Annotated in this window: 25 protein-coding genes and 1 riboswitch; of the genes, 13 read left to right on the forward strand and 12 right to left on the reverse strand. The window is 60.9% G+C overall.

All coding sequences use genetic code 11. The annotated features are described in order from the left end of the window. Positions 1-93: 93 nt before the first annotated feature. The 8 genes from hisD (at position 94) to D3P04_RS13695 (ending at position 8,016) form a co-directional block, all read left to right on the forward strand. Positions 94-1,401 carry a histidinol dehydrogenase gene (hisD, locus tag D3P04_RS13660; RefSeq protein WP_119749807.1) on the forward strand — a complete coding sequence of 436 codons (1,308 nt, stop codon included), beginning with the start codon at positions 94-96 and terminating at the stop codon, positions 1,399-1,401. Beyond that, positions 1,398-2,156, forward strand: a complete 759-nt coding sequence (locus D3P04_RS13665; protein ID WP_119749809.1) for an SDR family NAD(P)-dependent oxidoreductase — start codon at positions 1,398-1,400, stop codon at positions 2,154-2,156. The genes hisD and D3P04_RS13665 overlap by 4 nt, the downstream gene beginning before the upstream one ends. Next, positions 2,153-3,130: an alcohol dehydrogenase catalytic domain-containing protein gene (locus tag D3P04_RS13670; RefSeq protein WP_119749811.1), complete on the forward strand. Its 978-nt coding sequence runs from the start codon at positions 2,153-2,155 to the stop codon at positions 3,128-3,130. The genes D3P04_RS13665 and D3P04_RS13670 overlap by 4 nt, the downstream gene beginning before the upstream one ends. Before the next feature lie 309 nt (positions 3,131-3,439). Continuing rightward, positions 3,440-4,210 carry an ABC transporter ATP-binding protein gene (locus D3P04_RS13675; RefSeq protein WP_119749813.1) on the forward strand — a complete coding sequence of 257 codons (771 nt, stop codon included), beginning with the start codon at positions 3,440-3,442 and terminating at the stop codon, positions 4,208-4,210. Next, complete coding sequence (locus tag D3P04_RS13680; protein ID WP_119749815.1) at positions 4,203-5,105, forward strand: ABC transporter permease; 903 nt, start codon at positions 4,203-4,205, stop codon at positions 5,103-5,105. The genes D3P04_RS13675 and D3P04_RS13680 overlap by 8 nt, the downstream gene beginning before the upstream one ends. Before the next feature lie 78 nt (positions 5,106-5,183). Next, positions 5,184-6,182: an ABC transporter substrate-binding protein gene (locus D3P04_RS13685; protein WP_119750151.1), complete on the forward strand. Its 999-nt coding sequence runs from the start codon at positions 5,184-5,186 to the stop codon at positions 6,180-6,182. A gap of 177 nt (positions 6,183-6,359) precedes the next feature. Beyond that, a complete protein-coding gene (locus D3P04_RS13690; RefSeq protein ID WP_119749817.1) occupies positions 6,360-7,271 on the forward strand; it encodes a LysR family transcriptional regulator in 912 nt (303 codons plus the stop codon). Position 7,272: 1 nt separating this feature from the next. Continuing rightward, positions 7,273-8,016, forward strand: a complete 744-nt coding sequence (locus D3P04_RS13695; RefSeq protein WP_408634378.1) for a sulfite exporter TauE/SafE family protein — start codon at positions 7,273-7,275, stop codon at positions 8,014-8,016. An 11-nt stretch (positions 8,017-8,027) separates the two neighbouring features. Here the strand turns inward: D3P04_RS13695 and D3P04_RS13700 are convergent, their stop codons facing one another. From D3P04_RS13700 to D3P04_RS13725, 6 genes are read right to left on the reverse strand one after another with little or no spacing between them, the layout of a single operon-like run. Then, on the reverse strand, positions 8,028-8,696 hold the full coding sequence (locus D3P04_RS13700; RefSeq protein ID WP_119749821.1) for a fumarate hydratase C-terminal domain-containing protein: 669 nt from the start codon (positions 8,694-8,696) through the stop codon (positions 8,028-8,030). After that, a complete protein-coding gene (locus D3P04_RS13705; RefSeq protein ID WP_119749823.1) occupies positions 8,693-9,649 on the reverse strand; it encodes a fumarate hydratase in 957 nt (318 codons plus the stop codon). Before D3P04_RS13705 ends, D3P04_RS13700 begins: the two co-directional genes overlap by 4 nt. Positions 9,650-9,670: 21 nt before the next feature. Next, complete coding sequence (locus D3P04_RS13710) at positions 9,671-11,434, reverse strand: L-aspartate oxidase (protein ID WP_119749825.1); 1,764 nt, start codon at positions 11,432-11,434, stop codon at positions 9,671-9,673. A 2-nt stretch (positions 11,435-11,436) separates the two neighbouring features. Beyond that, complete coding sequence (gene sdhC, locus D3P04_RS13715; RefSeq protein ID WP_119749827.1) at positions 11,437-11,781, reverse strand: succinate dehydrogenase, cytochrome b556 subunit; 345 nt, start codon at positions 11,779-11,781, stop codon at positions 11,437-11,439. Further along, positions 11,778-12,110, reverse strand: a complete 333-nt coding sequence (locus D3P04_RS13720; protein ID WP_119749829.1) for a succinate dehydrogenase — start codon at positions 12,108-12,110, stop codon at positions 11,778-11,780. Before D3P04_RS13720 ends, sdhC begins: the two co-directional genes overlap by 4 nt. Before the next feature lie 4 nt (positions 12,111-12,114). Then, complete coding sequence (locus D3P04_RS13725; RefSeq protein WP_119749831.1) at positions 12,115-12,843, reverse strand: succinate dehydrogenase/fumarate reductase iron-sulfur subunit; 729 nt, start codon at positions 12,841-12,843, stop codon at positions 12,115-12,117. Between the two features lie 201 nt (positions 12,844-13,044). Then, a riboswitch (cobalamin riboswitch) is annotated at positions 13,045-13,235 on the forward strand. A gap of 101 nt (positions 13,236-13,336) precedes the next feature. Here D3P04_RS13725 and nrdH point away from each other — a divergent pair. From nrdH to D3P04_RS13750, 5 genes are all read left to right on the forward strand, one after another. Further along, the gene (nrdH, locus tag D3P04_RS13730) at positions 13,337-13,558 is read left to right on the forward strand and encodes a glutaredoxin-like protein NrdH (protein WP_119749833.1); all 222 of its coding nucleotides are present in this window, start codon (positions 13,337-13,339) and stop codon (positions 13,556-13,558) included. A 7-nt stretch (positions 13,559-13,565) separates the two neighbouring features. Further along, positions 13,566-13,982, forward strand: coding sequence for a class Ib ribonucleoside-diphosphate reductase assembly flavoprotein NrdI (nrdI, locus tag D3P04_RS13735; protein ID WP_119749835.1), 417 nt, complete (start codon positions 13,566-13,568; stop codon positions 13,980-13,982). Between the two features lie 68 nt (positions 13,983-14,050). Beyond that, a complete protein-coding gene (gene nrdE / locus D3P04_RS13740) occupies positions 14,051-16,132 on the forward strand; it encodes a class 1b ribonucleoside-diphosphate reductase subunit alpha (protein ID WP_232845015.1) in 2,082 nt (693 codons plus the stop codon). Positions 16,133-16,140: 8 nt separating this feature from the next. Continuing rightward, a complete protein-coding gene (nrdF, locus tag D3P04_RS13745; RefSeq protein ID WP_119749839.1) occupies positions 16,141-17,118 on the forward strand; it encodes a class 1b ribonucleoside-diphosphate reductase subunit beta in 978 nt (325 codons plus the stop codon). Next, positions 17,118-17,519 (forward strand): pyrophosphohydrolase domain-containing protein, encoded by a 402-nt coding sequence (locus tag D3P04_RS13750; RefSeq protein ID WP_119749841.1) that lies wholly within the window; start codon positions 17,118-17,120, stop codon positions 17,517-17,519. The genes nrdF and D3P04_RS13750 overlap by 1 nt, the downstream gene beginning before the upstream one ends. A 251-nt stretch (positions 17,520-17,770) precedes the next feature. On the opposite strand, the gene D3P04_RS13755 is transcribed toward D3P04_RS13750, so the two are convergent. The 6 genes from D3P04_RS13755 to D3P04_RS13780 all read right to left on the reverse strand — a co-directional run bounded on the left by D3P04_RS13755 (position 17,771) and on the right by D3P04_RS13780 (position 23,142). Further along, positions 17,771-18,118, reverse strand: a complete 348-nt coding sequence (locus D3P04_RS13755) for a 4Fe-4S dicluster domain-containing protein (RefSeq protein ID WP_119749843.1) — start codon at positions 18,116-18,118, stop codon at positions 17,771-17,773. Between the two features lie 15 nt (positions 18,119-18,133). Then, complete coding sequence (locus D3P04_RS13760) at positions 18,134-18,910, reverse strand: enoyl-CoA hydratase-related protein (protein ID WP_119749845.1); 777 nt, start codon at positions 18,908-18,910, stop codon at positions 18,134-18,136. Next, positions 18,907-20,076, reverse strand: a complete 1,170-nt coding sequence (locus D3P04_RS13765) for a CaiB/BaiF CoA transferase family protein (RefSeq protein ID WP_119749847.1) — start codon at positions 20,074-20,076, stop codon at positions 18,907-18,909. The genes D3P04_RS13760 and D3P04_RS13765 overlap by 4 nt, the downstream gene beginning before the upstream one ends. Positions 20,077-20,087: 11 nt before the next feature. Beyond that, entirely contained in the window at positions 20,088-21,452 is a 1,365-nt protein-coding gene (locus D3P04_RS13770; RefSeq protein WP_119749849.1) for an FAD-dependent oxidoreductase, read from the reverse strand. Positions 21,453-21,526: 74 nt separating this feature from the next. Then, complete coding sequence (locus tag D3P04_RS13775) at positions 21,527-22,330, reverse strand: ABC transporter permease (RefSeq protein WP_119749851.1); 804 nt, start codon at positions 22,328-22,330, stop codon at positions 21,527-21,529. Beyond that, positions 22,330-23,142, reverse strand: a complete 813-nt coding sequence (locus D3P04_RS13780) for an ABC transporter ATP-binding protein (protein ID WP_119750152.1) — start codon at positions 23,140-23,142, stop codon at positions 22,330-22,332. Before D3P04_RS13780 ends, D3P04_RS13775 begins: the two co-directional genes overlap by 1 nt. Positions 23,143-23,145: the final 3 nt, after the last annotated feature.

The following is a 23,145-nucleotide window of genomic DNA, read 5'->3' on the forward strand; positions in this document are numbered from 1 at the left end:
ATCACGGAACGGTCGCAGGGAAAAACGTTCCGTGGGAGGTCTTGTTCACCCCGCCAAAGCCCACGGCCGATCATAAGAAGACCGGAGGATGACATGGCCCTACGCTACCTGAAAAAAGCCCCGAAGACCGCGGCCACCGATGCCGGTGAAACGCGTCGGATCGTCCAGAAAATTCTTGATGAAATCGAGCAGGGTGGTGACAAGGCAGCCCGCAAATATGCGTTGGAACTGGACAAATACGACGGCAACATCGTCCTGACCCGGGACGAAATCGAGGCCGCAAGCGCACAGGTTCCGCAGCGACTGCAGGACGATATCAGGTTTGCCCATGACAATGTCCAACGCTTCGCCAGGGCGCAGCGCGATTCGCTGCGGGATTTCTCGGTCGAGCTGATACCGGGGCTGACGACCGGCCAGCGCGCGATCCCTTGCCGCTCGGTTGGTTGTTATGTGCCGGGTGGTCGCTACAGCCATGTGGCCTCGGCGATCATGACCGTCACCACCGCCAAGGTTGCAGGTTGCCAGAACATTACCGCCTGCTCACCGCCTCGTCCGGGTGTTGGCATCAACCCCGCAATCATCTTTACCGCCGATCTTTGCGGAGCGGATCGCATTCTGTCGCTTGGCGGCGTTCAGGGTATCGCGGCCATGGCATATGGTCTGTTCGGCAGCCCCCCCGCCGATATCCTTGTCGGCCCCGGCAACCAGTTCGTGGCGGAGGCCAAGCGCATCCTGTTCGGGCGCGTCGGAATCGACATGTTCGCAGGTCCGACCGATAGCCTGATTCTGGCTGATTCAGGCGCCGACCCGATGCTGGTCGCCGCCGATCTGGTCGGACAGGCCGAGCATGGCTATAACTCGCCGGTCTGGCTGCTGACCGATGATCAGGCGCTGGCCGACAAGGTGCTGGCGCTTGTCCCCCGGCTGATTGCCGATCTGCCCGAGGTCAACCGCATGAATGCCGACGCCGCCTGGCGCGATTACGCCGAGGTGATCCTCTGCGCCGACCGCGAGGAAATGGCCTCGGCATCCGACGATTACGCGCCCGAGCATCTGACCGTGCAGGCAGCCGATCCCGATTGGTGGCTGAATCGGCTGCAATGCTATGGCTCGCTGTTTCTGGGCGAGGAAACGACGGTCGCTTTCGGCGACAAGGCATCGGGTCCGAACCATGTTCTGCCCACCTCCGGCGCGGCGCGCTATACGGGTGGGCTGTCAGTCCATAAATACATGAAATTGGTGACATGGCAGCGTGCAACCCGAGAAGGCGCGCGTCCCATCGCCGAAGCCACCGCCCGCATCTCCCGCCTCGAAGGGATGGAGGGCCATGCCCGCACCGCCGATATCAGGCTGAAAAAATATTTCCCTGACACCTCTTTCGATCTGGACGTGGCCAAATGATGCCGTCCGATCTGTTTTCCGTCAAAGGCCGTATTGCCTGCGTCACCGGCGCCAGCAGCGGTCTTGGCCGCCATGCTGCCCTGACGCTGGCGCGGAACGGCGCGCAGGTCGTGGCCATTGCCCGCCGGACGGGCGCACTGGAAACGCTGGCGGCAGGGACCAAGGGGCATGTCCATCCGTTGCCCGCCGATCTGGCCAATCCGGACGACATCGCCGATATTGCCGCCGCCGCTGCACAACCCTTTGGCGCGCCGGACATCCTGATCAACGCAGCGGGCGTGAATCTGCGCCAGCCAGCCGATCAGGTCACCCGCCCGGACTGGGATCTGACCTTGACGCTGAACCTTTCAACGCCCTTCTTTCTGGCGCAGGCTCTGGTCCCGGCGATGCGTGAACGCGGCTGGGGCCGGATCGTCAATTTCGCATCGCTGCAATCCTATCGCGCCTTCGCCGCGGGTATCGCCTATGGCGCATCCAAGGGCGGCATCGCCCAGATGACTCGCGCGATGGCCGAGGCGTGGTCCGGTTCCGGCATCACCGCCAACGCCCTTGGCCCCGGTTTCTTCCGTACCGAGCTGACCGCTGCCGTCTTTGCCGACGATGCCCTTGCCGCGCGCAATGCCGGGCAGACCTGTATCGGTCGCAATGGCGAGTCACAGGACATGGATGGGCCGCTGCTTTTTCTATGCTCGGAGGCCTCGGCCTATGTGACCGGGCAGATCCTGATGGTCGACGGAGGATTCACCGCGAAATGAAAGCCCTGGTCTATACCGCTGCCGAAACGCTCAGGATGGCCGATCTGCCCGACCCGGTCCCACAGACGGGCGAAGTTCTGGTACGAGTCGAGGCGGTCGGCATCTGCGGATCGGACATGCATGCCTTTCTGGGCCATGACGAACGCCGCCCCCCGCCGCTGATCCTCGGTCACGAGGTCGCCGGTACCATCGCCAGCGGTCCCCGCAAAGGCCAGCGTGTGACCGTGAACCCGCTGGCGACATGCGGCGCCTGCCCCGCCTGCCTGTCGGGGCGCGACAATCTTTGCCCTGATCGCCATATCATCTCGATGCCGGGGCGCGAGGGCGGATTTGCGGAACTGATCCGTTCGCCCGAGCGCAACCTTGTGCCGCTGCCCGACCATGTGCCCGCAACCGTCGCCTGTCTGACAGAACCGCTAGCCTGCGGTTGGCACGCGGTCAGGCGAGGCTTGCAATCGCTCGACGGCGGCGCGGACCGGGTTCTGATCCTTGGCGGCGGAGCCATTGGTTTCGGCGCGGCCCTGTGCGCCCGCGCCCTTGGCTGCCACAGCATCACTATCATTGAGCCGAATCCGCTACGTCGAGAAAAACTTGCCGGGGCCGACAGCTTTGAGGTTCTGGAACAACCGCCCACCGATATCGCCCCGGATCTGGTCATCGACGCGGTGGGCATTGCCGCAACACGGCAAAATGCCTCGGATCTGGTCCGTCCCGGCGGGAGTATCCTGCATATCGGTCTGGGTCAGGCCAGTGACGGGCTGAACATCCGGCGCATGACCCTGCAGGAAATCACTTTCATCGGCACCTATACCTATACGCAGCAGGATTTCCACGATTGTGCGCAGGCGATCTTTGATGGCCGCCTTGGCCCCTGCAACTGGACCGAAACGCGCACCCTTGGTGACGGCCCGGCAGCTTTTGCCGATATTCTTGGCAATCGCATCGCCTCACCCAAGCTTGTCCTGTTGCCATGACCTATCCACTTATCCGGATCTGTGTCTTTTGACAGGTAATGTAAAAAAATCTTACAGTTCATATAAGAATTAATCCGTTTTTGGCAGCGGAGATTTCAAATACATTGATTCTGCCGGAACAAGGTTCAGCACAGGGCACGATGCAGTCTGTTCGGGCAAGACCTGAATTCAGGGAGGGATTTTTTCGGTTTCGCCCAAATCCGCCGGCTTTCACCTTCTGACTTCCCTGCCACAGTCGGGGAACACCGCCAGCATCGACGGGCCGCGTTGGGAGACGTGGTTCAAGCCAGACCAGTCCAGGGAGGAGACATGCAACACAAGGATCCATTGCTGACCGTGCAGGGTGTCACCTTGCAATACAAGACGCCCCATCATCTGATCACGGCGACCTATAGGGTCAGCTTCGACGTCATGCAGGGCGATCGTTTCATCTTGCTTGGCCCGTCAGGCTGCGGCAAGTCCACGCTGCAAAAGGCGGTGGGCGGCTATATCACCCCGACCGAAGGCGAAATGCGCCTGAAAGGGCGCAAGATCACCCAGCCCGGACCTGACCGGATGATGGTCTTTCAGGAATTCGACCAACTTCTGCCATGGAAGACCGTCAAGCAGAACGTGACCTTCGCGCTGCAGGCATCGGGGCGGATGAACAAGCGCGAAGCCGAAGAAAAGGCGATGGAATATGTCGTCAAGGTCGGTCTGGAAAGCTTCGCCGACAGCCATCCGCATATGCTGTCGGGCGGGATGAAACAGCGTGTCGCCATCGCTCGCGGCATGGCGATGGAACCGGATATCCTGCTGATGGATGAGCCCTTTGCCGCCCTGGACGCGCTGACCCGGCGCAGGATGCAGGACGAATTGCTGAAACTGTGGGACGAAACCCGCTTCACCGTTCTTTTCGTCACCCATTCCATCGCCGAGGCAATCAAGATCGGCAACCGCATCCTGCTGCTGTCGCCCCATCCCGGCCGGGTCAAGGCTGAGCTGAACAGCACTACCGACCCGGCCCGTGCCACGGAACTGGAACAGTATATCCATCAAATGCTGTTCGCCCACGAACCCGAGGAGGCCGAGCATGTCTGAAGCGGTTGCACAATTGCGCTCTATCCGCCCCGAACCGGACGAGCCCCGTCCCGAAATCTTTCACGACGAGATCGACGGTGACGATCTGAGCGTCGTCGAACAGCGCCTGTCCCTGTTCGAAATCCTCTATCGCGAAGCATGGCTGCGCAAACTGTTGATCCTGATCGTGCTTGCCGTGATCTGGGAAATCTATGGCCGTTCACTGAACAACGATCTGCTGTTTCCCACCTTCTCGGCGACGATAGCGGCGTTTTTCCGGGCGGTGATGGATGGTTCGTTGCCCGCCGCCGCGTGGTCCTCGGGCAAAGTGCTGTTGATGGGTTACGGTCTTGGCATCGCATTGGCGGCAACGTTGACGGCGCTGGCCATGGCCTCGCGGATCGGCACCGATTTTCTGGAAACCATGACCTCGATGTTCAACCCGTTGCCGGCCATCGCACTGTTGCCGCTGGCGCTGATCTGGTTCGGGCTGGGCAATGCCAGCCTGATCTTCGTGCTTGTCCACTCGGTGACATGGGCCATCGCGCTGAATACCCATTCGGGCTTTCTCAATGTCAGCCAGACGATGAAAATGGTGGGGCGCAACTATGGCCTGCGGGGCCCCCGCTTCATCGCCAAAATCCTGATCCCCGCCGCCTTTCCAAGCATCCTGACCGGTCTCAAGATCGGTTGGGCCTTCGCATGGCGCACGCTGATCGCGGCGGAACTGGTCTTCGGCGTCAGTTCGGGTTCGGGTGGGCTTGGATGGCTGATCTTCGAGAACAAGAACATGCTGGACATCCCCAAGGTCTTTGCCGGGTTGCTGACCGTCATCATCATTGGCCTTGTCGTCGAGAACCTGATCTTCCGCACTATCGAGCGGCTCACGATCGAGCGCTGGGGCGTGCAGCACTGACAAGACAGCCGACCCCCGCAACAACGCCGGGGGTCCGCCATCACAAGTCGGCACATGGCCGGCATCAGGGAGGAAAAAATGAAACATTTCAAACTAACCGCGCTGACTCTGGGTCTGGTCATGACCGCCGTGCCTGCTCTGGCCGAGGTAACGACCGTGCGTCTCGCCAAGCAATTCGGCATCGGCTATCTGCCGCTGACCCTGATCGAGGAACAGGGCCTGCTGGAAAAGCACGCGCAGGAGGCCGGGCTTGAGCTAAGCACCGAATGGCTGCGCTTTACCGGTGGCTCGGGCATGAACGAGGCGCTGCTGTCGGATAATCTCGACATCGCGTCGGGTGGTGTCGGACCCCTGCTGACGATCTGGGCGCGCACCCAGAACAACATGCAGATCAAGGGGATTGCCGCACTCGAATCGATGCCGCTCTATCTGGTGACGACCGATCCCGAGGTGCAGTCGCTGGCCGATTTCAACAGCTCTCACAAGATCGCGCTGCCGGCGGTCAAGACCTCGATTCAGGCGATCACGCTGCAAATGGGGGCCGAGAAGTTGCTGGGCGAGGGTCAGCATGGCGCGCTGGACGCCTTTACCGTCTCGATGGGTCATCCCGATGCGCAGCTTGCCATGATGGGCGGTCAGTCCGAGATCAACGCCCATTTCGGCGCCCCGCCCTTCCAGCAGCAGGAACTGAAGGATGAAGGCGCGCATAAGGTTCTGGACAGCTTCGAGGTGCTGGGCGGCCCGCACACCTTCAACCTGATCTGGGCCAAGAACGACTTTATCGAGAACAACCCGCAGGTGACCGCCGCGCTGATGGGCGCGCTTGAGGAAAGCATCGCCTTCATCAAGGAAAACCCCGAGGAGGCCGCACGGATCTGGGCCGAAGCCGAGGCAACCAACCTCACCCACGAAGAAATCGTCGAGCTGATCACGGATGAGCGGGTAAACTGGACGACCACGCCCGAGGGCATCCTGCCCTATGTCGAATACATGTCGCGTTCAGGGCTGATCACGGTCTCGACCGAGGACTGGCGCGATATCTTCTTCGAGACCGTCCACGACACGGATGGCAGCTAAGGGCAGACAGCGGCATGCCCTGCCCCGCCGGTTCGGCCGGCGGAGGCACATTTAAGCAAAACTGAACAATCCCGTAACCTGCGTAAAGCTCGTGTAAATGACTCTTTCGGGATGCGACGGTAAAGGATGAGCCTGCGCGGGCATCCGGCCCGTAGCTGCTCAGGAAAGACGGATCCCATGTCCATCAGAATGCTCAGGACACTGATCGCCATCGCGGATCGCGGCACGTTCAGTGCGGCGGCAGATGCGGTGTTCGTCACCCATGCCGCTGTCAGCCAGCAGATGCGTGCGCTGGAGGAGGAATGGCAGGTGGCGATCTTCAATCGCTCGACCCGGACCCCCGAACTGACCCCGGTCGGCCGCGACATCGTCGCCAAGGCGCGCGAAGTGGTGCGCGCCTATGACGACATCCTGCCCTCGGTGATCGGTAATGACGGGCTTAGCGGCCGCTTCTCGCTGGGATCTGCGCCCACGGCGCTGACCGGGCTGGTGCCGCTGGCGACATCCATCCTTCAGGCGCGTTATCGCGATCTGCATGTAGCGCTGTTTCCGGGTCTCACCACCTATCTGATCCATCAGGTCGAGCGGAACAGCCTTGATGCGGCACTGGTGTCGAAACCGCCGATCCTGCCCCGCGATCTGGTCTGGCATCAGATCGCCAGCGAGGAACTGGTGCTGATCACATCGCAGCGCGTCGACAGCGACGACCCGGCCGAGATCCTGCGCACTCATCCCTTCATCCGCTTTTCGCGCGATGCCGTCGTCGGCACCATCATCGAGGGCTGGATGCAGGCTCATGACATCCATGTCCATGACAGCATGGAGATGGTCGGACTGGATGCGATATCCAGCCTTGTGATGGCGGATCTGGGCGTATCGATCATTCCACGTCCCTGCGTGCAGGTGCTGAACCCGCTGCCGCTGCGCCATTTCTCGCTGGCCGCCAAGGATCCGCCGACACGCGAGCTGGGCCTGATCCATATCCGCGACACAAGCAAAAGCCGCGCCATCGAAGAACTGGTCGGCGCCATGCAGCGCGCGGTCGTGATCGGCAAATTCTCTCCCGATACGATTACCGGAGCATCGTGACGTGACGACAGGATTCATAGCCGCCCTGATGGCGGGCGCCCTTGCCGGAGGCTTCATCAACGGGCTTGCGGGATTCGGCACGGCGCTGCTGGCGCTTGGCATCTGGTTGCAGATCATGCCGCCACCGCAGGCCGTCGCGATCGCTGTGGTGATGTCGGTGGCCAGCGGTTTGCAGGGGGTCTGGATCGTGCGCGGCAATATCCGTGACAACCCGCGCAGGCTGGCCCGGTTTCTGCTGCCTGCTATCTTCGGCATTCCGCTGGGGGTCACATTACTGTCGGTGATCGGCACCTTCACGCTGAAGATGACCATCGCCGCTTTCATGATCGTCTATGGTGGGTTCTTCACATTGCGCCGGTCTCTGCCCCGATTTGACCGCCCGACGCCGGTCGCGGATTCCACTATCGGCTTTCTGGGCGGCATCCTTGGCGGGGCAGCCTCGCTGTCAGGTGCGTTGCCGACGATGTGGTGCGCCATGCGGCCCTGGACCAAAGGCGACACCCGCGCCGTGCTGCAACCTTATAATGTTTCAGTTCTGGCGCTGACGATGCTGTTTCTGGCATGGCAAGGGCAATATACCCGCGAAACGCTGCTGCTGATCGGGCTGGCGCTGCCTGCCACCATGATCGGCGCACAACTGGGCATCACCCTGTTTCACCGGCTGGACGATCTGGCCTTCCGGCGGCTGCTGATCGGGCTGATGTTCGCCTCGGGCCTGCTGCTGGCGCTGCGCGAGTTGTTCTGACGGCTCGGGGATCAACCGATCAACTCGTCGCGGCGATCATCCGTCTCGCCAAAGCGCTTCAGCGTGGCCGGTCTCGTGCCCTCGTAAACCCGTTCCAGATTCTCCGCGATCTTGGCGTTCTCGCGTTCGAAGAGGCAGTTCCCCTCCAGATCCGAAGCGACGAGGAACGGCCCCATGCGGTTGCATTTCAGCACCCACATCGCCTGAGCCAGCCCCAGTTCCTCGTGCCAATGGACGGCCTCGACATTCTCGACCCCGCGCCCCAGCAACGCGCCGGTGCCATAGCCGACGGTGGACAGATAGATCGCGCCATTCGGAACGAAATATTCCTTGTAATCCTTCGAGGACATGCCGCCCTTGCCGACGATCAGCCGTGCGCCGGTTCTGGCCATCCATTCGGGCAGCCATTTGGCAAAACGGAAACTGGCGGTCGCGGTCACCGCGCCCATGTCGAATGTGCCGTCCTCGCGGATCGAGGCCGCGGGCGAGCAATGGAAATTCGCCGCGCTTTGCGAAGGCAATTCCATCGGAATATTGGCCCGCCCTTCCAACGCCCTCATATAAACGCCCTCACGCGCCGTATACATCAGCCCCTGAAGATAAACGACATCGCCCAGCCGCAACGCGGCGATATCTTCATGCGTGGGGGTGGTGGACAGGATCACTTCACGCAGTTTCATCCGGCAGCCTCCAGCGCCATATCCCAGTCGACGCCCTCGCGCCGCTGATAGGGGGTGAACCAGTCGGGATCGGTGCGATGCTCGACCCGTCCATCGGGAAAGATCCGCGCCACAGCCCGGCGCGAGGACAGGCAGAATGCGTGAACCGACATCTGCATGCCCCCGGTGTGACAATAGCCGACCTCGATATGAGCATCGATCACCATGTTCTTGCCGACGAAACCCATCGCGCCCATGCCGATGGAATTGCCAAGCTCTTTCAGTTCCTCCTCCAGCGCGGCGATGCGGGGATCGCTGTTGCGGTCGCCCACGGTGCGCAGACAGGCGGCACGTTTGCCCAGCACCATGCAGCTGTCCTTGCAGCCGCCCAAACCGATGCCGATGATTGCAGGCTGGCAGGCCAGGCCCCGCTTGCCAAAGGCCACCAGACTGTCCAGATAAAAACGCTTGATCCCCTCGATCCCATCCGAAGGGAACAGCATCCGGTAATCGGTCCCGAACAGCCCGCCCTTGTGAACGGTGATCAGGTCGATCCATTCGCCGCCCGGCTCATAGCCATATTCGATCTCGGGCGCACCGATACCGACATTGTTGTCATGGTCGGTTCGCCACAGCGGATGCACCCGGTTCGGCCGCAACGGCACGGAGCGTGTGGCATCGGCGGTCGCGCGGCGCAAAGTCGCCTCCAGTGCGATCGGGCCGCCCTCGATCCGGGTATCGTTGCCCATCTTCACATACCAGCGCGGAGTTCCCGTATCGCCGCACATCGCGCGCCGGTCCTGCTTCGCCGCCTCGTAGTTTTCCAGCATCGCCTGCAACACGAAGGAACTCAGATCGCCGTCCTCGGTCTTTGCGGCAGCCTTCAGCCCATTCAGATAATCCTCGGGGATCTCGATGGCGGCCTTGGCCATCAGGGTTCCGGCGGTGGCTTCTATAACATTGATCGGAATCATGTTCGCTTCCTCCTCGGTCGGCTATTGCGCGGCGACCAGCGTTTCCGGCTCGCCTTCGGGCAGGATGGTTTCGCCGGGCCGGACGATGGTGAAGCGCACATCCTCGCGTTCCAGCTCCAGTTCATTGCCCTTCTGGCGGGCCACGGTGAAATAGGATGCCTCCATCTCGCCCGGCTCGGGGAAATCCTCGCGGTAATGCGCCCCGCGAGAATTCTCGCGCAATTCACCCGCACGCGCGATGACGGCGGAAATCTCGGTCAGGGACGCCATGTTCAGCCAGTCATGCCATGTCAGGTTGAAGGCGAGATTAGACGGATCCACCCCGGTTTCCATCAGTTCCGCCCGAATTTCCGCCACTCGCCGCTGTCCGCGTTGCAGGCCGGGGCCGGTGCGCATGACGCCCACATCTTCCCACATCGCCTCTTGCAGCTTGTGGCGCAGGTTCTGGATATGGCCCGGCTTGCGCCGAAGCGGATGGCAGGCGCGCTCGATCTCGGCGGCCAGCACCTGTTCGTCGGGATCGCGCAACGCTCCCATGCGGCGCATATCCATGCCCATGACATCCCCCGCGACCCCGCCATAAACGGTCGAATTCGCCACGCCATTGCCGCCCAGCCGGTTCGAGCCATGCGCGCCGCCCGCATCCTCGCCGGCAACATACAGCCCCTCGATCGCGGTGCGCGTGTCGGGATCGACGACAACGCCGCCCATGAAATAATGCGCGGTAGGCACCACCTCGACCTTGCCGCCCGCCAGATCGAAACCGGAATCGGCGCAGCGTTTCACCATCCCGGCGAATTTGCGGCGCACATTCTCGGGGCCCAGATGACTCATTGAGATGAACATGCCGACCTGCTCGGGATCGTTGTTCTTGCGCATCTCGGCATAGATGCCGCGGCTGACCACATCCCGCGTCGCCCGTTCTCCCTGCTGGTCATAATCGAACATGAAGCGGTCGCCCCGCGCGTTCAGCAATTGCCCGCCCGCGCCGCGCAGACCCTCTTCCAGCACGGTCCCGGTCATGCGGGTGTCATCGCCCGCCAACAGGCCGGTCGGGTGGAACTGCACCATCTCCATATCGCGCAGGGGAAGCCCGATGCGCAGCGCCATCGCCAGACCGTCCATCGTCTTGTCGCCCGATGGCGTGTGATATTTATACATGGTCGGCCCGCCGCCCGTGCCCATCATCACGCATTTGGCCCGCACAAGGCGGAACCGGCCCGTGCGCATGTCGATGAACAACACCCCGGCCAAAGCAGAGCCATCGCGCGTCGGAATCAGCCCGATGGCGCGATGCTCTTGCAGCTTGCGGATTGGGCGGGCCAGAACATGCTCCATCAACCGGCTGATGATCTCGATACCGGTCAGATCACCCTTGTGAACAGTGCGGTCAGCGGTCTGACCGGCAAAAGCCTTTTGATGCAGCGACCCGTCGGGATTGCGGTCGAAGAAACAGCCAATCTCATTTTCCAGTTCGCGGATACGGATGACGGCCTGTTCGCATAACCGCCACGCCATGTCCTGATTGGGCAGCCATTTGCCGCCCTGTATGGTATCCATGAAATGCCGCTCGACCGTGTCACCGCCGCCAAGCGCAACGTTATAGCCCCCCTGCACCATCCGCGTGCAGCCGCATTTGCCGATCAGCCCCTTGACGGCCAGCGTGATCCGGGTGCCCTCGGGCGCGGACTGCTGGGCGTGTAGCGCGGCGAACAGCCCCGCCCCGCCTGATCCAAGGATCAGGATATCGGTGTCTTCGCGTTCGATATCGCGTATTGACGTCATATTCACACCGCCTGCAAAAGGAATGCGCCCGAGATCAGGAACGCCCCGGCAATCGAGGCCGCCGCCAGCGTTTTCTGCCGCGCCGACCACGGCAGGAACTCCAGCGCCAGAAGGCGCAGCCCGCCGAAGAAATGTACCGCCAGCAGGAAGACCAGCCCGAACTCGGCCAGTTTCACCCCCGGATTATCGGCAAGGCCAAGAAAGCGGTCAAGGCTTTCGGGCCGCGTGAGCGCCAATGACAGCACATGGAAATGCACCGGCAGGAACAGCGCCAGCGCCAGTCCCGACAGCCGATGCAGCATATATGCAAGCCAAAGCGGATGATTCCTGTGCGCTTTCAGCATCATGCGAATGTCACGGCCAGAACGGCACGCGCCCCCATGATCAGCAGCAACACCCCGATGCCGCAGGTAAAGACCTCCAACCACCGCCCGCGCAGCCCGGTCATCTCATGCAGGATCACCCGCAGCCCGATCGCCGCATGGACCGAAACCGCAAGGACGAAACTGCCGTAGAACAGGAACCACCAGACGCTGCCCTGCGTGCGCCCGAGAATTTCGGCGGTCGAAAGCCCGCCCTGCACGGCATAGATCATCACCGCGATATGTCCCAGCACCAGAGGCGCCATGACCATCGCGCTCAGCCGTTGCGCCATATACAGTCTGATATTCAGCATTGCCTTATTCTCCGCGCCTGAAGAATGACCGTGCGCTGGCGCGTTTCAGCCCGGCAATCGCGCTTAGTGGATCCAGTTCATTGGGGCAGAAGCGCGTGCAGCTGCCCTGCGAATGACAGTTATGGCACCCGCCCGCGCCCGATACGCTGTCCAGAACCGCCTGCCGGTCCTCGACCTTCGCGTCATTATACAGCGTCCATGCCCGTTGCAGCGCCGCCGGACCCAGATAATCGGGATTGCCCGCAACCGTATCGCAGGCGGCATAGCAGACCGAACAGTTGATGCACTCGATCCCCTTGTTCGCCTCGACACGGCCCGGATCGTCAGGGGGCACCTGCTGGATCGGATCGTTCCGGCTGCGCGAGGGGCGATGCACGCCACCCGCCCTGATCCATTTGTCGAAAAAAGGATCCATGTCGGCGGCCAGATCCTTGATCACTGGCAGATTGCGCAGCGGCCCGACCTGCAAGGCGCCATCGCGCAGCACCCGCTTGACATGAGTGCGGCAGGTCCAGCGCGGCACCCCGTTCACCATCATCGCACATGACCCGCACATGCCCACCCGGCAGGCATAGCGATAGGTCAGCGACGGATCGGCGGATTGCTGGATCCAGCTGACCACATCCAGGACCGTCTGGTTATCCCGCGCCGGCACCTGAAATGTCTCATAGGCGCCCTCATCACCCGTCCCGCGCCAGACGGATACCTCCAGCAATTTTGACCTGTCGCTCACAGCACACCTGTTGGCTTTCCTTGTTACAGATGTAAGCGGCAGATGAGCTAACAAAAAACGAGTAATTTTAATTATTCATGTAAGATATCCTTACGCATAACCCATGTCTGTTCGCTCTCACAGCAAGTGGACTTCCTCAGGACCGCCACTCGAAAATAATTAAGATGATACTGCATATTGACAGTAAAGCATTGCGAGTGTCTACATAGGGTATGTCTTGGTGCCCGCGACTCATCTCGGGTGAAAAGGGAAGCCGGTGAGAAACCGGCGCTGCCCCCGCAACTGTGAGCGGTAAGCCCAGGCCCATTATTCCACTGGCAAAGATCGCCGGGAAGGAGGGTCGAAGCGACTGAACCGCAAGTCAGGAGACCTGCCAGGACGACAGTAACGAACCGGTCGGAGGGCCCGGAGACGTTGTGCAATGCGGTCCGCCGCATGTGTTCGCGTCCCTTATGCCTCTCGATCATAACAAGGCAGAAAAAAGGGACAGCAGATGAGCATTACCGTTTATTCCAAACCCGCCTGTGTACAATGCACCGCCACGACTCGCGCGCTTTCGGCCAGGGGCATTGCATTCGATCTGATTGATCTGACCGAGGATGACGAGGCGATGGCCCGGGTCACCGAACTTGGTTATCGGCAGGCGCCTGTCGTGATGACCGCCGACGACCACTGGGCCGGATTCCGCCCCGACAAGATCAGCGCGCTCAGCTGATAGTCCGATGGGCGGGATCGTCTACTTCTCTTCGCGGTCGGGAAACACAGCGCGCTTCGTCGCCCGTCTGGGACAGACGGCGAGCCGCATCCCGATCCCGCCGGAAGAGCCGATGCCCGCTCCGCGCGCGCCCTTCGTCCTGATCACGCCCACCTATTCCGACGGGCTGGGCCGGGGGGCGGTCCACAGGCAGGTGATCCGGTTCCTGAACGATCCGGACACAAGGCATCATCTCCGCGGCGTCATCGCCTCGGGCAACCGCAATTTCGGGGCGACATTTGCCCTGGCGGGCGATGTGGTGGCGCAGAAATGCTGTGTCCCCGTTCTCTACCGGTTCGAACTGGCCGGAACAGAGACCGATATCGCCCGGGTCAGCGAAGGACTGGACAGGTTTTGGAAAACGCACTTCTCGACCGCGATCTGAACGATGCCGCGCCCGCCAAGGCGGTGCCCGCCGAATGGCAGGGGTTCGACTATCATGCACTGAACGCGATGCTGAACCTTTATGACGAAAAGGGCCGCATCCGCTTCGACGCCGACCGCATGGCCGCGCGGCAATATTTCCTTCAGCATGTGAACCAGAACACCGTGTTCTTTCACTCGCTGGAAGAGAAGCTGCGTTATCTGGTCGATGAAGGCTATTACGAGGCACAGGTGCTGGCGCAATATGAGAACGCCTTCATCGCGCGGATCTGGGATGCCGCCTTCAAGCTGAAGTTCCGTTTCCCGACCTTTCTGGGGGCGTTCAAATATTACACCAGCTACACGCTGAAGACCCGTGACGGGAAACGCTATCTTGAACGGTTCGAGGATCGCGTGGTGATGGTTGCCCTGACCCTTGCGCGTGGCGACGAGGCACTGGCCATGCGGCTGATGCAGGAAGTGCTGAATGGCCGCTTTCAACCCGCTACGCCGACTTTCCTCAATGCCGGCAAGGCGCAGCGGGGAGAGCTGATATCCTGCTTCCTGCTTCGGATCGAGGATAATATGGAAAGCATCGGGCGGGCGATCAACTCGTCGCTCCAACTCTCAAAGCGAGGGGGCGGCGTCGCGCTGATGCTCACCAATATCCGCGAGCATGGCGCAGCGATCAAGGGTATCGAGAACCAGTCCTCCGGGGTCATCCCGGTGATGAAGCTGCTTGAGGATTCCTTCAGCTATGCCAATCAGCTTGGCGCGCGACAGGGAGCGGGAGCGGTCTATCTGAACGCGCATCATCCGGACATCCTGCGCTTTCTCGATACCAAGCGCGAGAATGCCGATGAGAAGATCCGGATCAAGACGCTTTCTCTGGGCGTGGTGATCCCCGATATCACCTTTGAACTCGCGAAGAAGAACGAGGATATGTATCTTTTCTCGCCCTATGACGTGGAAAAGGTCTATGGCGTGCCCTTCTCGGAAATTTCCGTCACCGAAAAATACCGCGAGATGGTGACCAACGCAAAGATCCGCAAGAAAAAGATCAACGCGCGGCAGTTCTTCCAGACACTCGCCGAAATCCAGTTCGAATCCGGCTATCCCTACATCATGTTCGAAGACACGGTGAACAAGGCCAACCCGGTGGCGGGCAGGATCACCATGTCGAACCTCTGTTCCGAAATCCTGCAGGTGAACGAGGCGTCGGTATTTAACGACGATCTCAGCTACAAGCATCTGGGAACCGATATTTCCTGCAATCTCGGCTCGCTCAATATCGCGCGTGCGATGGATGGCGGCGATCTGGGCGAGACGGTGGAAACTGCGGTGCGCGCGCTTAACGCGGTAAGCGAGATGTCTGCCATCGACTCGGTGCCTTCAATCCGCCGCGGAAATGACGAAAGCCATGCCATCGGGCTTGGCCAGATGAACCTGCATGGTTTCCTTGCCCGCGAGCATATCCATTACGGCTCGCCCGAGGGAATCGACTTCACCAATGTCTATTTCGCCACAATTCTCTTTCACTGCCTGCGCGCCTCGAACGCACTGGCAAAAGAGCGGGGCAAAAGTTTTGCGGGCTTCGAAGCGTCGAAATATGCCGATGGCTCCTTCTTCGACAAATATGTCGAACAGGACTGGCAGCCCGAAACCGATACGGTGAAAACCCTGTTCGAGCGCTTTGCCACTGCCGCGCCCAGCCGCGAAGAATGGGGTGCGCTGAAAGAATCGGTGATGAAGCACGGGCTTTACAACCGCAACCTTCAGGCGGTGCCGCCGACCGGCTCGATCTCTTATATCAATAACGCCACCTCTTCGATCCATCCGATCACGTCGAAGATCGAAATCCGCAAGGAAGGCAAGATCGGCCGCGTCTACTATCCGGCCCCCTACATGACCAATGACAATCTCGAATATTACCGCGATGCCTATGAAATCGGTGCCGAGGCGATCATCGATACCTATGCTGCGGCAACCCAGCATGTCGATCAGGGTCTGTCGCTGACATTGTTCTTCAAGGACACGGCCACGACGCGCGACATCAATCGTGCCCAGATCCATGCCTGGAAGAAGGGCGTCAAGACCATCTACTATATCCGCCTGCGCCAAATGGCCCTGGAAGGGACCGAGGTGCAGGGCTGCGTGTCCTGTTCGCTGTGAGAAACCCCATGAAAGACCTGCCCCCTACCCGCCCCGTCCCGCCTGCGATCAACTGGAACCGGTTGCAGGACGACAAGGATCTGGAAATCTGGAACCGGCTGACGGTGAATTTCTGGCTGCCCGAGAAAGTTCCGCTGTCGAACGACATTCAAAGCTGGTCGCAACTGACCGAGGACGAGCAGCGGCTGACCATCCGCGTCTTCACCGGGCTGACCCTTCTGGACACGATCCAGAATTCCGTAGGTGCGCCCTCGCTCATGCCCGACGCCATCACCCCGCATGAAGAAGCGGTGCTGACCAATATTGCCTTCATGGAAGCCGTCCACGCGCGATCCTATTCCTCGATCTTCTCGACCCTGTGCTCGACCGCCGAGGTAGACGAAGCGTTCCGCTGGTCCGAGGAGAATGTACAGCTTCAGGAAAAGTCGCGGCTTATCCTGAAGGAATATGACGCGACGGCGAATCCGCTGCGCAGGAAGGTGGCGAGCGTCTTCCTCGAAAGCTTCCTGTTCTATTCCGGCTTCTATCTGCCGATGCACTGGTCAAGCCGGGCACGGCTGACCAACACCGCCGACCTCATCCGGCTCATCATCCGCGACGAGGCGGTGCATGGCTATTATATCGGCTACAAGTTCCAGCGCGGATTGGAGCGGCTGGCCGAGTCCGAACGGCAGAGCATCAAGGATTTCGCTTTCGCACTGATCTTCGATCTCTACGAGATCGAGTGCCGCTATACCGAAACGCTTTATGACCCGCTTGGCCTGACCGAGGACGTGAAGGCCTTCCTGCACTATAATGCCAACAAGGCACTGCAAAATCTGGGTTTCGAGTCGCTCTTCCCCGATGAGCTTTGCCGCGTGAACCCGGCGATCATGGCCGCGCTCAGCCCCAATGCGGACGAAAACCACGATTTCTTCTCGGGCTCCGGATCATCTTACGTGATCGGCAAGACAATGGCGACCGAGGATGAGGACTGGAATTTCTGATGGCTGACAAGGCTGAAAGAGACACGCTTTCGATCGTGAGGGAATGGCACGAAGCTTTCGACGTGCCGGTTGTGGAAACCCCATCGATCCCTGAAGCCCGCGCTCCGATGCGGCTCGCCATCCTCGAAGAGGAAGTGGCCGAACTGCGGCAGGCCGTGGAGGCAGGCGACATGGTCGAGGTGCTCGACGCGCTTTGCGACATCCAATATGTTCTCGACGGCACCTTCCTCGAATTCGGCCTGCACCCGCTGAAGGCGGCGGCAATGGCGGAAGTGCATGCCTCCAATATGTCGAAACTTGGCGCCGATGGCCGCCCGGTCCTGCGCGAGGATGGCAAGGTCCTGAAAGGACCGGATTTCTGTCCGCCGGATTTGACAGCTGTGCTGGCCAGGGAAAAATGATCCGATCATCCTCACGGCACCAGACGAAACAGGGACCGCGCAAGGTCCGCTGATCATGGGGCTGGATCGGAACGCAGAATGAGCGATGGCTTAGAGCCTGTCGCGCCTGTTCGGATTCGCTTCTTCCTCCCCTTCTTCTTTGTCCAAATACCTCGGGGGTCCGGGGGCAGCGCCCCCGATCATCGCGGGACGCAAGTCACCGGCGTTTCCGATTCAGCGCGACAGGCTCTGGTTATTGTAACCCGCCCTCCTCAGGCTTCATGCGATACCGGTTTCCTGCGGGCATAACCCGCCAGCTCCGGATGATCGGCGCGTGGACTTGTTCCGCGAAACCAGCCGCCCGGCTCGTCGAGCTCGCCTTCCGCGTTCAGGAAGACCTCCCGGTTGATCCTGGCGAAAACGGCATTCTCGGCATCCAGCTCGTCGTCATAGCGGATCGCATCGACCGGACAGATGCTTTCGCACATGCCGCATTCGATGCATTCCGTGGGATGGATGTAGAACATCCGCTCCCCTTCATAGATGCAATCGACCGGGCAGGAGGTGGTGCAGATGCCATCCTTGATGTCGATGCACTGACTTTGGATCACAAGCGCCATAGCCTCTTTCCCGGCTTACCTGCCGCGCCAGACCGGCGCACGTTTTTCACGAAATGCGCGGACACCCTCGTCGGAATCCTCGGATTTCAGGGCTGCAATCAGGGCAGGACGGCGCAGATCGCGCGCTTCGACAGGACTGAGATGAGCCGTGGCCCGGATCGTGTCCTTGACCGCGGCGACCGAAAGCGGCGCACAGGACAGAATGTCAGCCACCCAACCATCGATCTCGGCATTCAGATCCTCTGGCGGAACCACCGCATTGACCAGCCCGTAGCGTTCGGCCTCTGCAGCGTCCAGCATCCTGCCGGTCATCATGAGACCCGCGGCAATATTGCGCGGGATCAGCCGCTGCAATGCGACCATGCCGCCATCCAGCGGCAGTCGTCCGACCCTGGCCTCGGGCAGCCCGAATTTCGTGCTCTGCGAGGCGATGACGATATCGGCGCCCAGGACCATCTCGAATCCGCCGCCCAAGGCCAGCCCGTTCACCCGGGCGATCACCGGGACGGTCAGCGTCTGACGCAATGCGATACCGCCGAAACCATTGGGATTGGCCGCCGCCCAATAATCAAGGCCGCTGGACCCGCCATCGGCTTTCAGATCCGCGCCTGCACTGAAGGCCCGGTTACCCGCGCCCGTCAGCACCACGCAACGGATATCATTCCGCGCTTCGATCTCGCTCCAGATCCGCTCCAACTCGGCCTCGGTCGCAGCGTCCACCGCGTTCATGCGCTCGGGTCGATCTATCGTCACGCGGGCGACATGATCGGTAATCTCGAAAAGAACAGTCATACCGCTTCCTTCCTTGCCACGGCGCGCAGGCCGAATTCGCGGATGACCTCATCCGTATGCTCGCCAAGCCGCGGCGGTGTGTGGCGGATGACGACCGGCGCATCGCTCAGATGCACCGGAGAGCCGACAAGCGTGATCTGTCCAAGGATCGGATGCTCGATATCGACAAGCATTCCGTTCGCCTGCGTCTGCGGATCGTCCAGCGCCTCGCCAAGCGACCGGACCGGGGCGCTAAGCAGATCCTGCGCTTCCAGCCGCGCCATCCAGTATTCGGTGCTGTTGGTGGCGAAAGCATCTCGAAAACGCCCCTGCAGATAGGGCTTATGGGCACGCTGCGTTGCCAGATCGGGATATTCCGGGGACAGATCCTCGATTCCAAGCGCCGTGCAGATATCGCGCAAGGGATTCTGCTTGAAGGCGCCCACGACCACGACCGCGCCGTCGGAGGTGTCAAAAACACCGGTCAGCGGCATGGCGGCCCAGTTCAGCACGTCGCCATGTTTCGACCATTGCGCCGCTTCCTGCATCTGCATGGCTAGCATCGAGTCGTAAAGCGACACGCCGACCTTCTGACCAAGCCCGGATTTCTCCCGCGCCAGAAGCGCCGCAAGAATACCCTGAACCAGATGCATGCCCGCCGTGTAGTCGCAAAGCGTTGTGGGATAGATCGATTTCGGCACTGCCGGATCCTGGGTCTTTTCCATGACGCCGGTCATCGCCTGAGCCAGCACGTCCTGCCCGCCTTTATGCGCATAGGGCCCGACCTCGCCAAAACCGGTCCCCGACGCGCAGATGATCGCCGGGTTGATCTTGCTAAGGGTATCGTAGTCGAAGCCCAGCCGCTTCATGACCCCGGCACGGAAATTGTCCACCACGACATCGGACCCGGCCACGAGATCGTAAACCATCTGCCGGCCTTCCTCGGATTTGGTGTCGATCTCGACCGAGCGCTTGTTGCGGTTGAGTGAGGCAAAGACGGCGTTGTTCATCGCCTCTTCCGACGCGTCGCCGAAAAAGTTGCGCGACAGATCGCCCGCGCCGGGCCGTTCGATCTTGATAACGTCGGCCCCGAAATCGGCAAGCATCTGGGTTGCGCAAGGCCCCATCATCACCTGGGTGAAATCAAGGACACGGATGCCCTCAAGCGGAAGTTTCTGCTCTGTCATCTTATCCTCCTTCACGCGTCCACTCGTTCGTCAATCAGCGCATTGGCCGAGGGCACGTCACCCGGATCGGCACCCTGCGCGCGCATCTGTTTCTGGATTGCGGTCACATCGACATCGCGCAACGCGCATCCCGCCTCGATCGCCTTGGCCACGGCGATGCCTGCCGCCTCGCCCTGAGCCATGCAGGGCGGAATTTCCCGGGACTGCTTCTGCGCCTCGCTTTCCACGGAATAATGCCGGCCCGCGACGATCAGATTGTCGATGCCCTTGGGAAGCAACGCGCGATATGGCGTGTAATAATCGCGACCGCGACAAACGCTGTCAGCGAAGTGGCGGCGCTTTTTCACATCGTCCTTGGTGACGATATATTCGCCCTGCAACAACCGCGTTTGCCGGATGCCCATCTGCTCGGCCGCGCCCAGCATTCTGGCGTTCTCGAAGCCGGGCAGATTCTCGCGTGCGAAATCCAGCAGCGCCATCATCCGGCGGCGGCCTTCATACTCGGCCTCGACCATATGTTCGGGCGAAAGACCGTCGTAACCGGGCATATGCGGACAGTTGCACCAGACCACACCGGGCAGCGGCGTCTTCAGCCACCACATCCCCCAGGCCCCGCCGATGATCCGCCGCGCCTGCCGGTCAAGCTTCTTGTATTCCTCGGGCTGCCCGTATTCGAATGCCTCGGCCTTCGCGGTGTCGACATCCATCAGGCGGAAAACCGTGGTGACGATGAACTGCCCGGTCGTGAAGGATGCCCCGGCGGATGCCGCCACATCCAGATCGCCCGAGGCATCCACCAGCATTTTCGCCCGGATCGCCTGCCTGCCCAGCTTGGTCTGGACGATGACACCGGTCACCCGGCTGTCCTCGACCAGCGCTTCCGAGAACCAGCTATGTGTGCGCAGTTCGACCCCTGCCTCCCGAACCAGATCCAGGCTGACGCGTTTCCATGCGTCGGGATCGAAGGCCACGGCATGGATGATCGGTTGCGGCATGCCCTGCTTGTGAAAATCGATGCAGCCCCAGCGGGACCACTTCTGCCACATCTCCCAATTGGTCAGGCAATCTTCTGGCGGCGGAAACACTACCGCGTCCTGCCGTTGCATCCGGTCGACAAATTCGCTGACGATGCCGGTGGTGACGATTTCGTTGCCGTCGTTCACCATGTCATCCAGCACCAGCACCATCCCACCGGAGGCCATGCCGCCAAGATGGTGATAGCGCTCTACCAGCGTGACCCGCGCACCATTGCGGGCGGCCGAAACAGCGGCGGACAGTCCCGCCGGCCCCGCTCCGATCACCACGACATCGGTGTCGGATATAACGGGCACCTGGCTTGCGCCGGACATGACGAAATCCTTGATACGGTCAGTCATTTGGACAAACTCCTCCTGTCGCGCCGCGGCGGCTTCACATCCGGGCGCCGTTTTCCTGAAATGAATCTCTTAGGCTACCAGCGGACGATCCGGCGTTCGGCCAATGTCACCAGCGCGAACATCAGCACCGACAGGCCGGACGACATGAACACGGTCGCGTAAAGCAGCGGCGAGTTGAAATTGAAGGTCGCGTCGATGATCAACGCTCCCAAGCCCAGATCCGCGCCCACCCATTCGCCGACGATCGCGCCGATGACCGAGGTCGTCGCCGAAATTTTCAACGCCGAAAACAGGAATGGAAGCGAGGAAGGCAGGCGCATCTTCCAGAAAATCTCGGATTTCGAGGCCGAGAGGATCCGCGCCAGTTCAAGCGTTTGCGGACTGACCGATTGCAGGCCGCGCACCATGTTGACCAGCGTCGGGAAGAAACAGATCAACGCAGCGATCACGACTTTCGCGGTGATGCCCGGCCCGAGGATCAGCACAAGCACAGGCGCGATGGCCAGAATCGGGATCGTATTGACGAAAACCGCGATGGGAAAAAAGGCGCGTTCCATATGCCGCGAATGCACGAAGGTGACGGCGATCAGAATCGCGGCCAGATTTCCGACAGCGAAACCGGCCACGCTTTCCACGAAAGTCGGCCAGAAATTCTGCATCAGGACCGGAAACTTGTCCACAAAGGTCGCTGCCACCGCCGAGGGTGCCGGGGCGATATAGGTCGGGACACCGAACCCCCTCACACCGACCTCCCACAGCAGGATCAGCGCGGCGGCAGTTGCGATGGGCACGGCGGCGGTCATGGTTCTTTCCCGTCGCGCCGCCGCGTGGGCATCGGCAACGGGATCAGGAACGGATACGGTTTCGACAACAGCCATCAGCAGGTCTCCAGCAAATCGCGCAGATATCCGCAGTAACGGGTGAATTCCGGGGTATCGCGCAGTTTGGTTTCGCGTGGTTCGGGCAGGTCTATATCGACGATCTCGCGCAGCCTGCCCGGATTCGCCCTTAGCATCACCACCTTCTGGCCAAGGAACACCGCCTCTGAAATCGAATGGGTGACGAACAGGATCGTAGTGCCCGTCTCGCGCCAGATATCCAGCAACTGAAGATTCAGCCGGTCCCGGGTCATCTCATCCAGAGCGCCAAAGGGCTCATCCATCAGCAGCAATTTCGGCTGGCAGACCAGCGCCCGCGCAATGGCGACGCGCTGCCGCATTCCGCCCGAAAGTTCGTGCGGCAATGCATTCTCTCGACCTTTGAGGCCCACAAGCTCCAACAACTCGCGCGGGTTGCGGGGACCCGTCGGGATATCGATATTGCGCTTGCGGCCGATTTCCAGCGGCAGTTCCACATTTTTCAACGCCGAGCGCCACGGCAGCAATGCCGCATCCTGAAAAACAAAGGCGAATTTACGGGCCAACCGCGCTTCTTCCGTTGTCTTGCCGAAGATCGACACCTCGCCTCGTGCCGCGGGAATCAGATCAGATACCAGCCGCAGCATCGTGGATTTGCCGCAACCGGACGGGCCGAGGATCGTGTAGAAAGAACCTGCCTCGATCTCGAGATCCAGCTTGTCGATGGCGGTGAAACTGCCGAAACAGACCGACGCAGCCTTCAAAGTCGCGGCAGACCTGCCATAAGGGATGGCCACGGCGGCCCCGGTCAGTGACTCTTTCGTTTCCATCATTTC

The sequence above is a fragment of the Paracoccus onubensis genome (assembly GCF_003591515.1).
GTDB classification, from domain to species: Bacteria; Pseudomonadota; Alphaproteobacteria; order Rhodobacterales; family Rhodobacteraceae; genus Paracoccus; species Paracoccus onubensis.

Excerpts from the sequence above, each read along its gene's own strand:
- sdhC (WP_119749827.1), bottom strand. The coding sequence starts at position 11,781 with ATGATGCTGAAAGCGCACAGGAATCATCCGCTTTGGCTTGCATATATG.
- D3P04_RS13720 (WP_119749829.1), bottom strand. The coding sequence starts at position 12,110 with ATGCTGAATATCAGACTGTATATGGCGCAACGGCTGAGCGCGATGGTC.
- nrdF (WP_119749839.1), top strand. The coding sequence starts at position 16,141 with ATGAAAGACCTGCCCCCTACCCGCCCCGTCCCGCCTGCGATCAACTGG.
- D3P04_RS13755 (WP_119749843.1), bottom strand. The coding sequence starts at position 18,118 with ATGGCGCTTGTGATCCAAAGTCAGTGCATCGACATCAAGGATGGCATC.
- nrdE (WP_232845015.1), top strand. The coding sequence starts at position 14,051 with ATGCTGAACCTTTATGACGAAAAGGGCCGCATCCGCTTCGACGCCGAC.
- D3P04_RS13705 (WP_119749823.1), bottom strand. The coding sequence starts at position 9,649 with ATGATTCCGATCAATGTTATAGAAGCCACCGCCGGAACCCTGATGGCC.
- D3P04_RS13690 (WP_119749817.1), top strand. The coding sequence starts at position 6,360 with ATGTCCATCAGAATGCTCAGGACACTGATCGCCATCGCGGATCGCGGC.
- nrdH (WP_119749833.1), top strand. The coding sequence starts at position 13,337 with ATGAGCATTACCGTTTATTCCAAACCCGCCTGTGTACAATGCACCGCC.
- D3P04_RS13770 (WP_119749849.1), bottom strand. The coding sequence starts at position 21,452 with ATGACTGACCGTATCAAGGATTTCGTCATGTCCGGCGCAAGCCAGGTG.
- D3P04_RS13700 (WP_119749821.1), bottom strand. The coding sequence starts at position 8,696 with ATGAAACTGCGTGAAGTGATCCTGTCCACCACCCCCACGCATGAAGAT.
- D3P04_RS13775 (WP_119749851.1), bottom strand. The coding sequence starts at position 22,330 with ATGGCTGTTGTCGAAACCGTATCCGTTCCTGATCCCGTTGCCGATGCC.
- D3P04_RS13680 (WP_119749815.1), top strand. The coding sequence starts at position 4,203 with ATGTCTGAAGCGGTTGCACAATTGCGCTCTATCCGCCCCGAACCGGAC.
- D3P04_RS13710 (WP_119749825.1), bottom strand. The coding sequence starts at position 11,434 with ATGACGTCAATACGCGATATCGAACGCGAAGACACCGATATCCTGATC.
- D3P04_RS13665 (WP_119749809.1), top strand. The coding sequence starts at position 1,398 with ATGATGCCGTCCGATCTGTTTTCCGTCAAAGGCCGTATTGCCTGCGTC.
- D3P04_RS13685 (WP_119750151.1), top strand. The coding sequence starts at position 5,184 with ATGAAACATTTCAAACTAACCGCGCTGACTCTGGGTCTGGTCATGACC.
- D3P04_RS13780 (WP_119750152.1), bottom strand. The coding sequence starts at position 23,142 with ATGATGGAAACGAAAGAGTCACTGACCGGGGCCGCCGTGGCCATCCCT.
- D3P04_RS13760 (WP_119749845.1), bottom strand. The coding sequence starts at position 18,910 with ATGACTGTTCTTTTCGAGATTACCGATCATGTCGCCCGCGTGACGATA.
- D3P04_RS13750 (WP_119749841.1), top strand. The coding sequence starts at position 17,118 with ATGGCTGACAAGGCTGAAAGAGACACGCTTTCGATCGTGAGGGAATGG.
- D3P04_RS13675 (WP_119749813.1), top strand. The coding sequence starts at position 3,440 with ATGCAACACAAGGATCCATTGCTGACCGTGCAGGGTGTCACCTTGCAA.
- D3P04_RS13765 (WP_119749847.1), bottom strand. The coding sequence starts at position 20,076 with ATGACAGAGCAGAAACTTCCGCTTGAGGGCATCCGTGTCCTTGATTTC.
- D3P04_RS13670 (WP_119749811.1), top strand. The coding sequence starts at position 2,153 with ATGAAAGCCCTGGTCTATACCGCTGCCGAAACGCTCAGGATGGCCGAT.
- nrdI (WP_119749835.1), top strand. The coding sequence starts at position 13,566 with ATGGGCGGGATCGTCTACTTCTCTTCGCGGTCGGGAAACACAGCGCGC.
- hisD (WP_119749807.1), top strand. The coding sequence starts at position 94 with ATGGCCCTACGCTACCTGAAAAAAGCCCCGAAGACCGCGGCCACCGAT.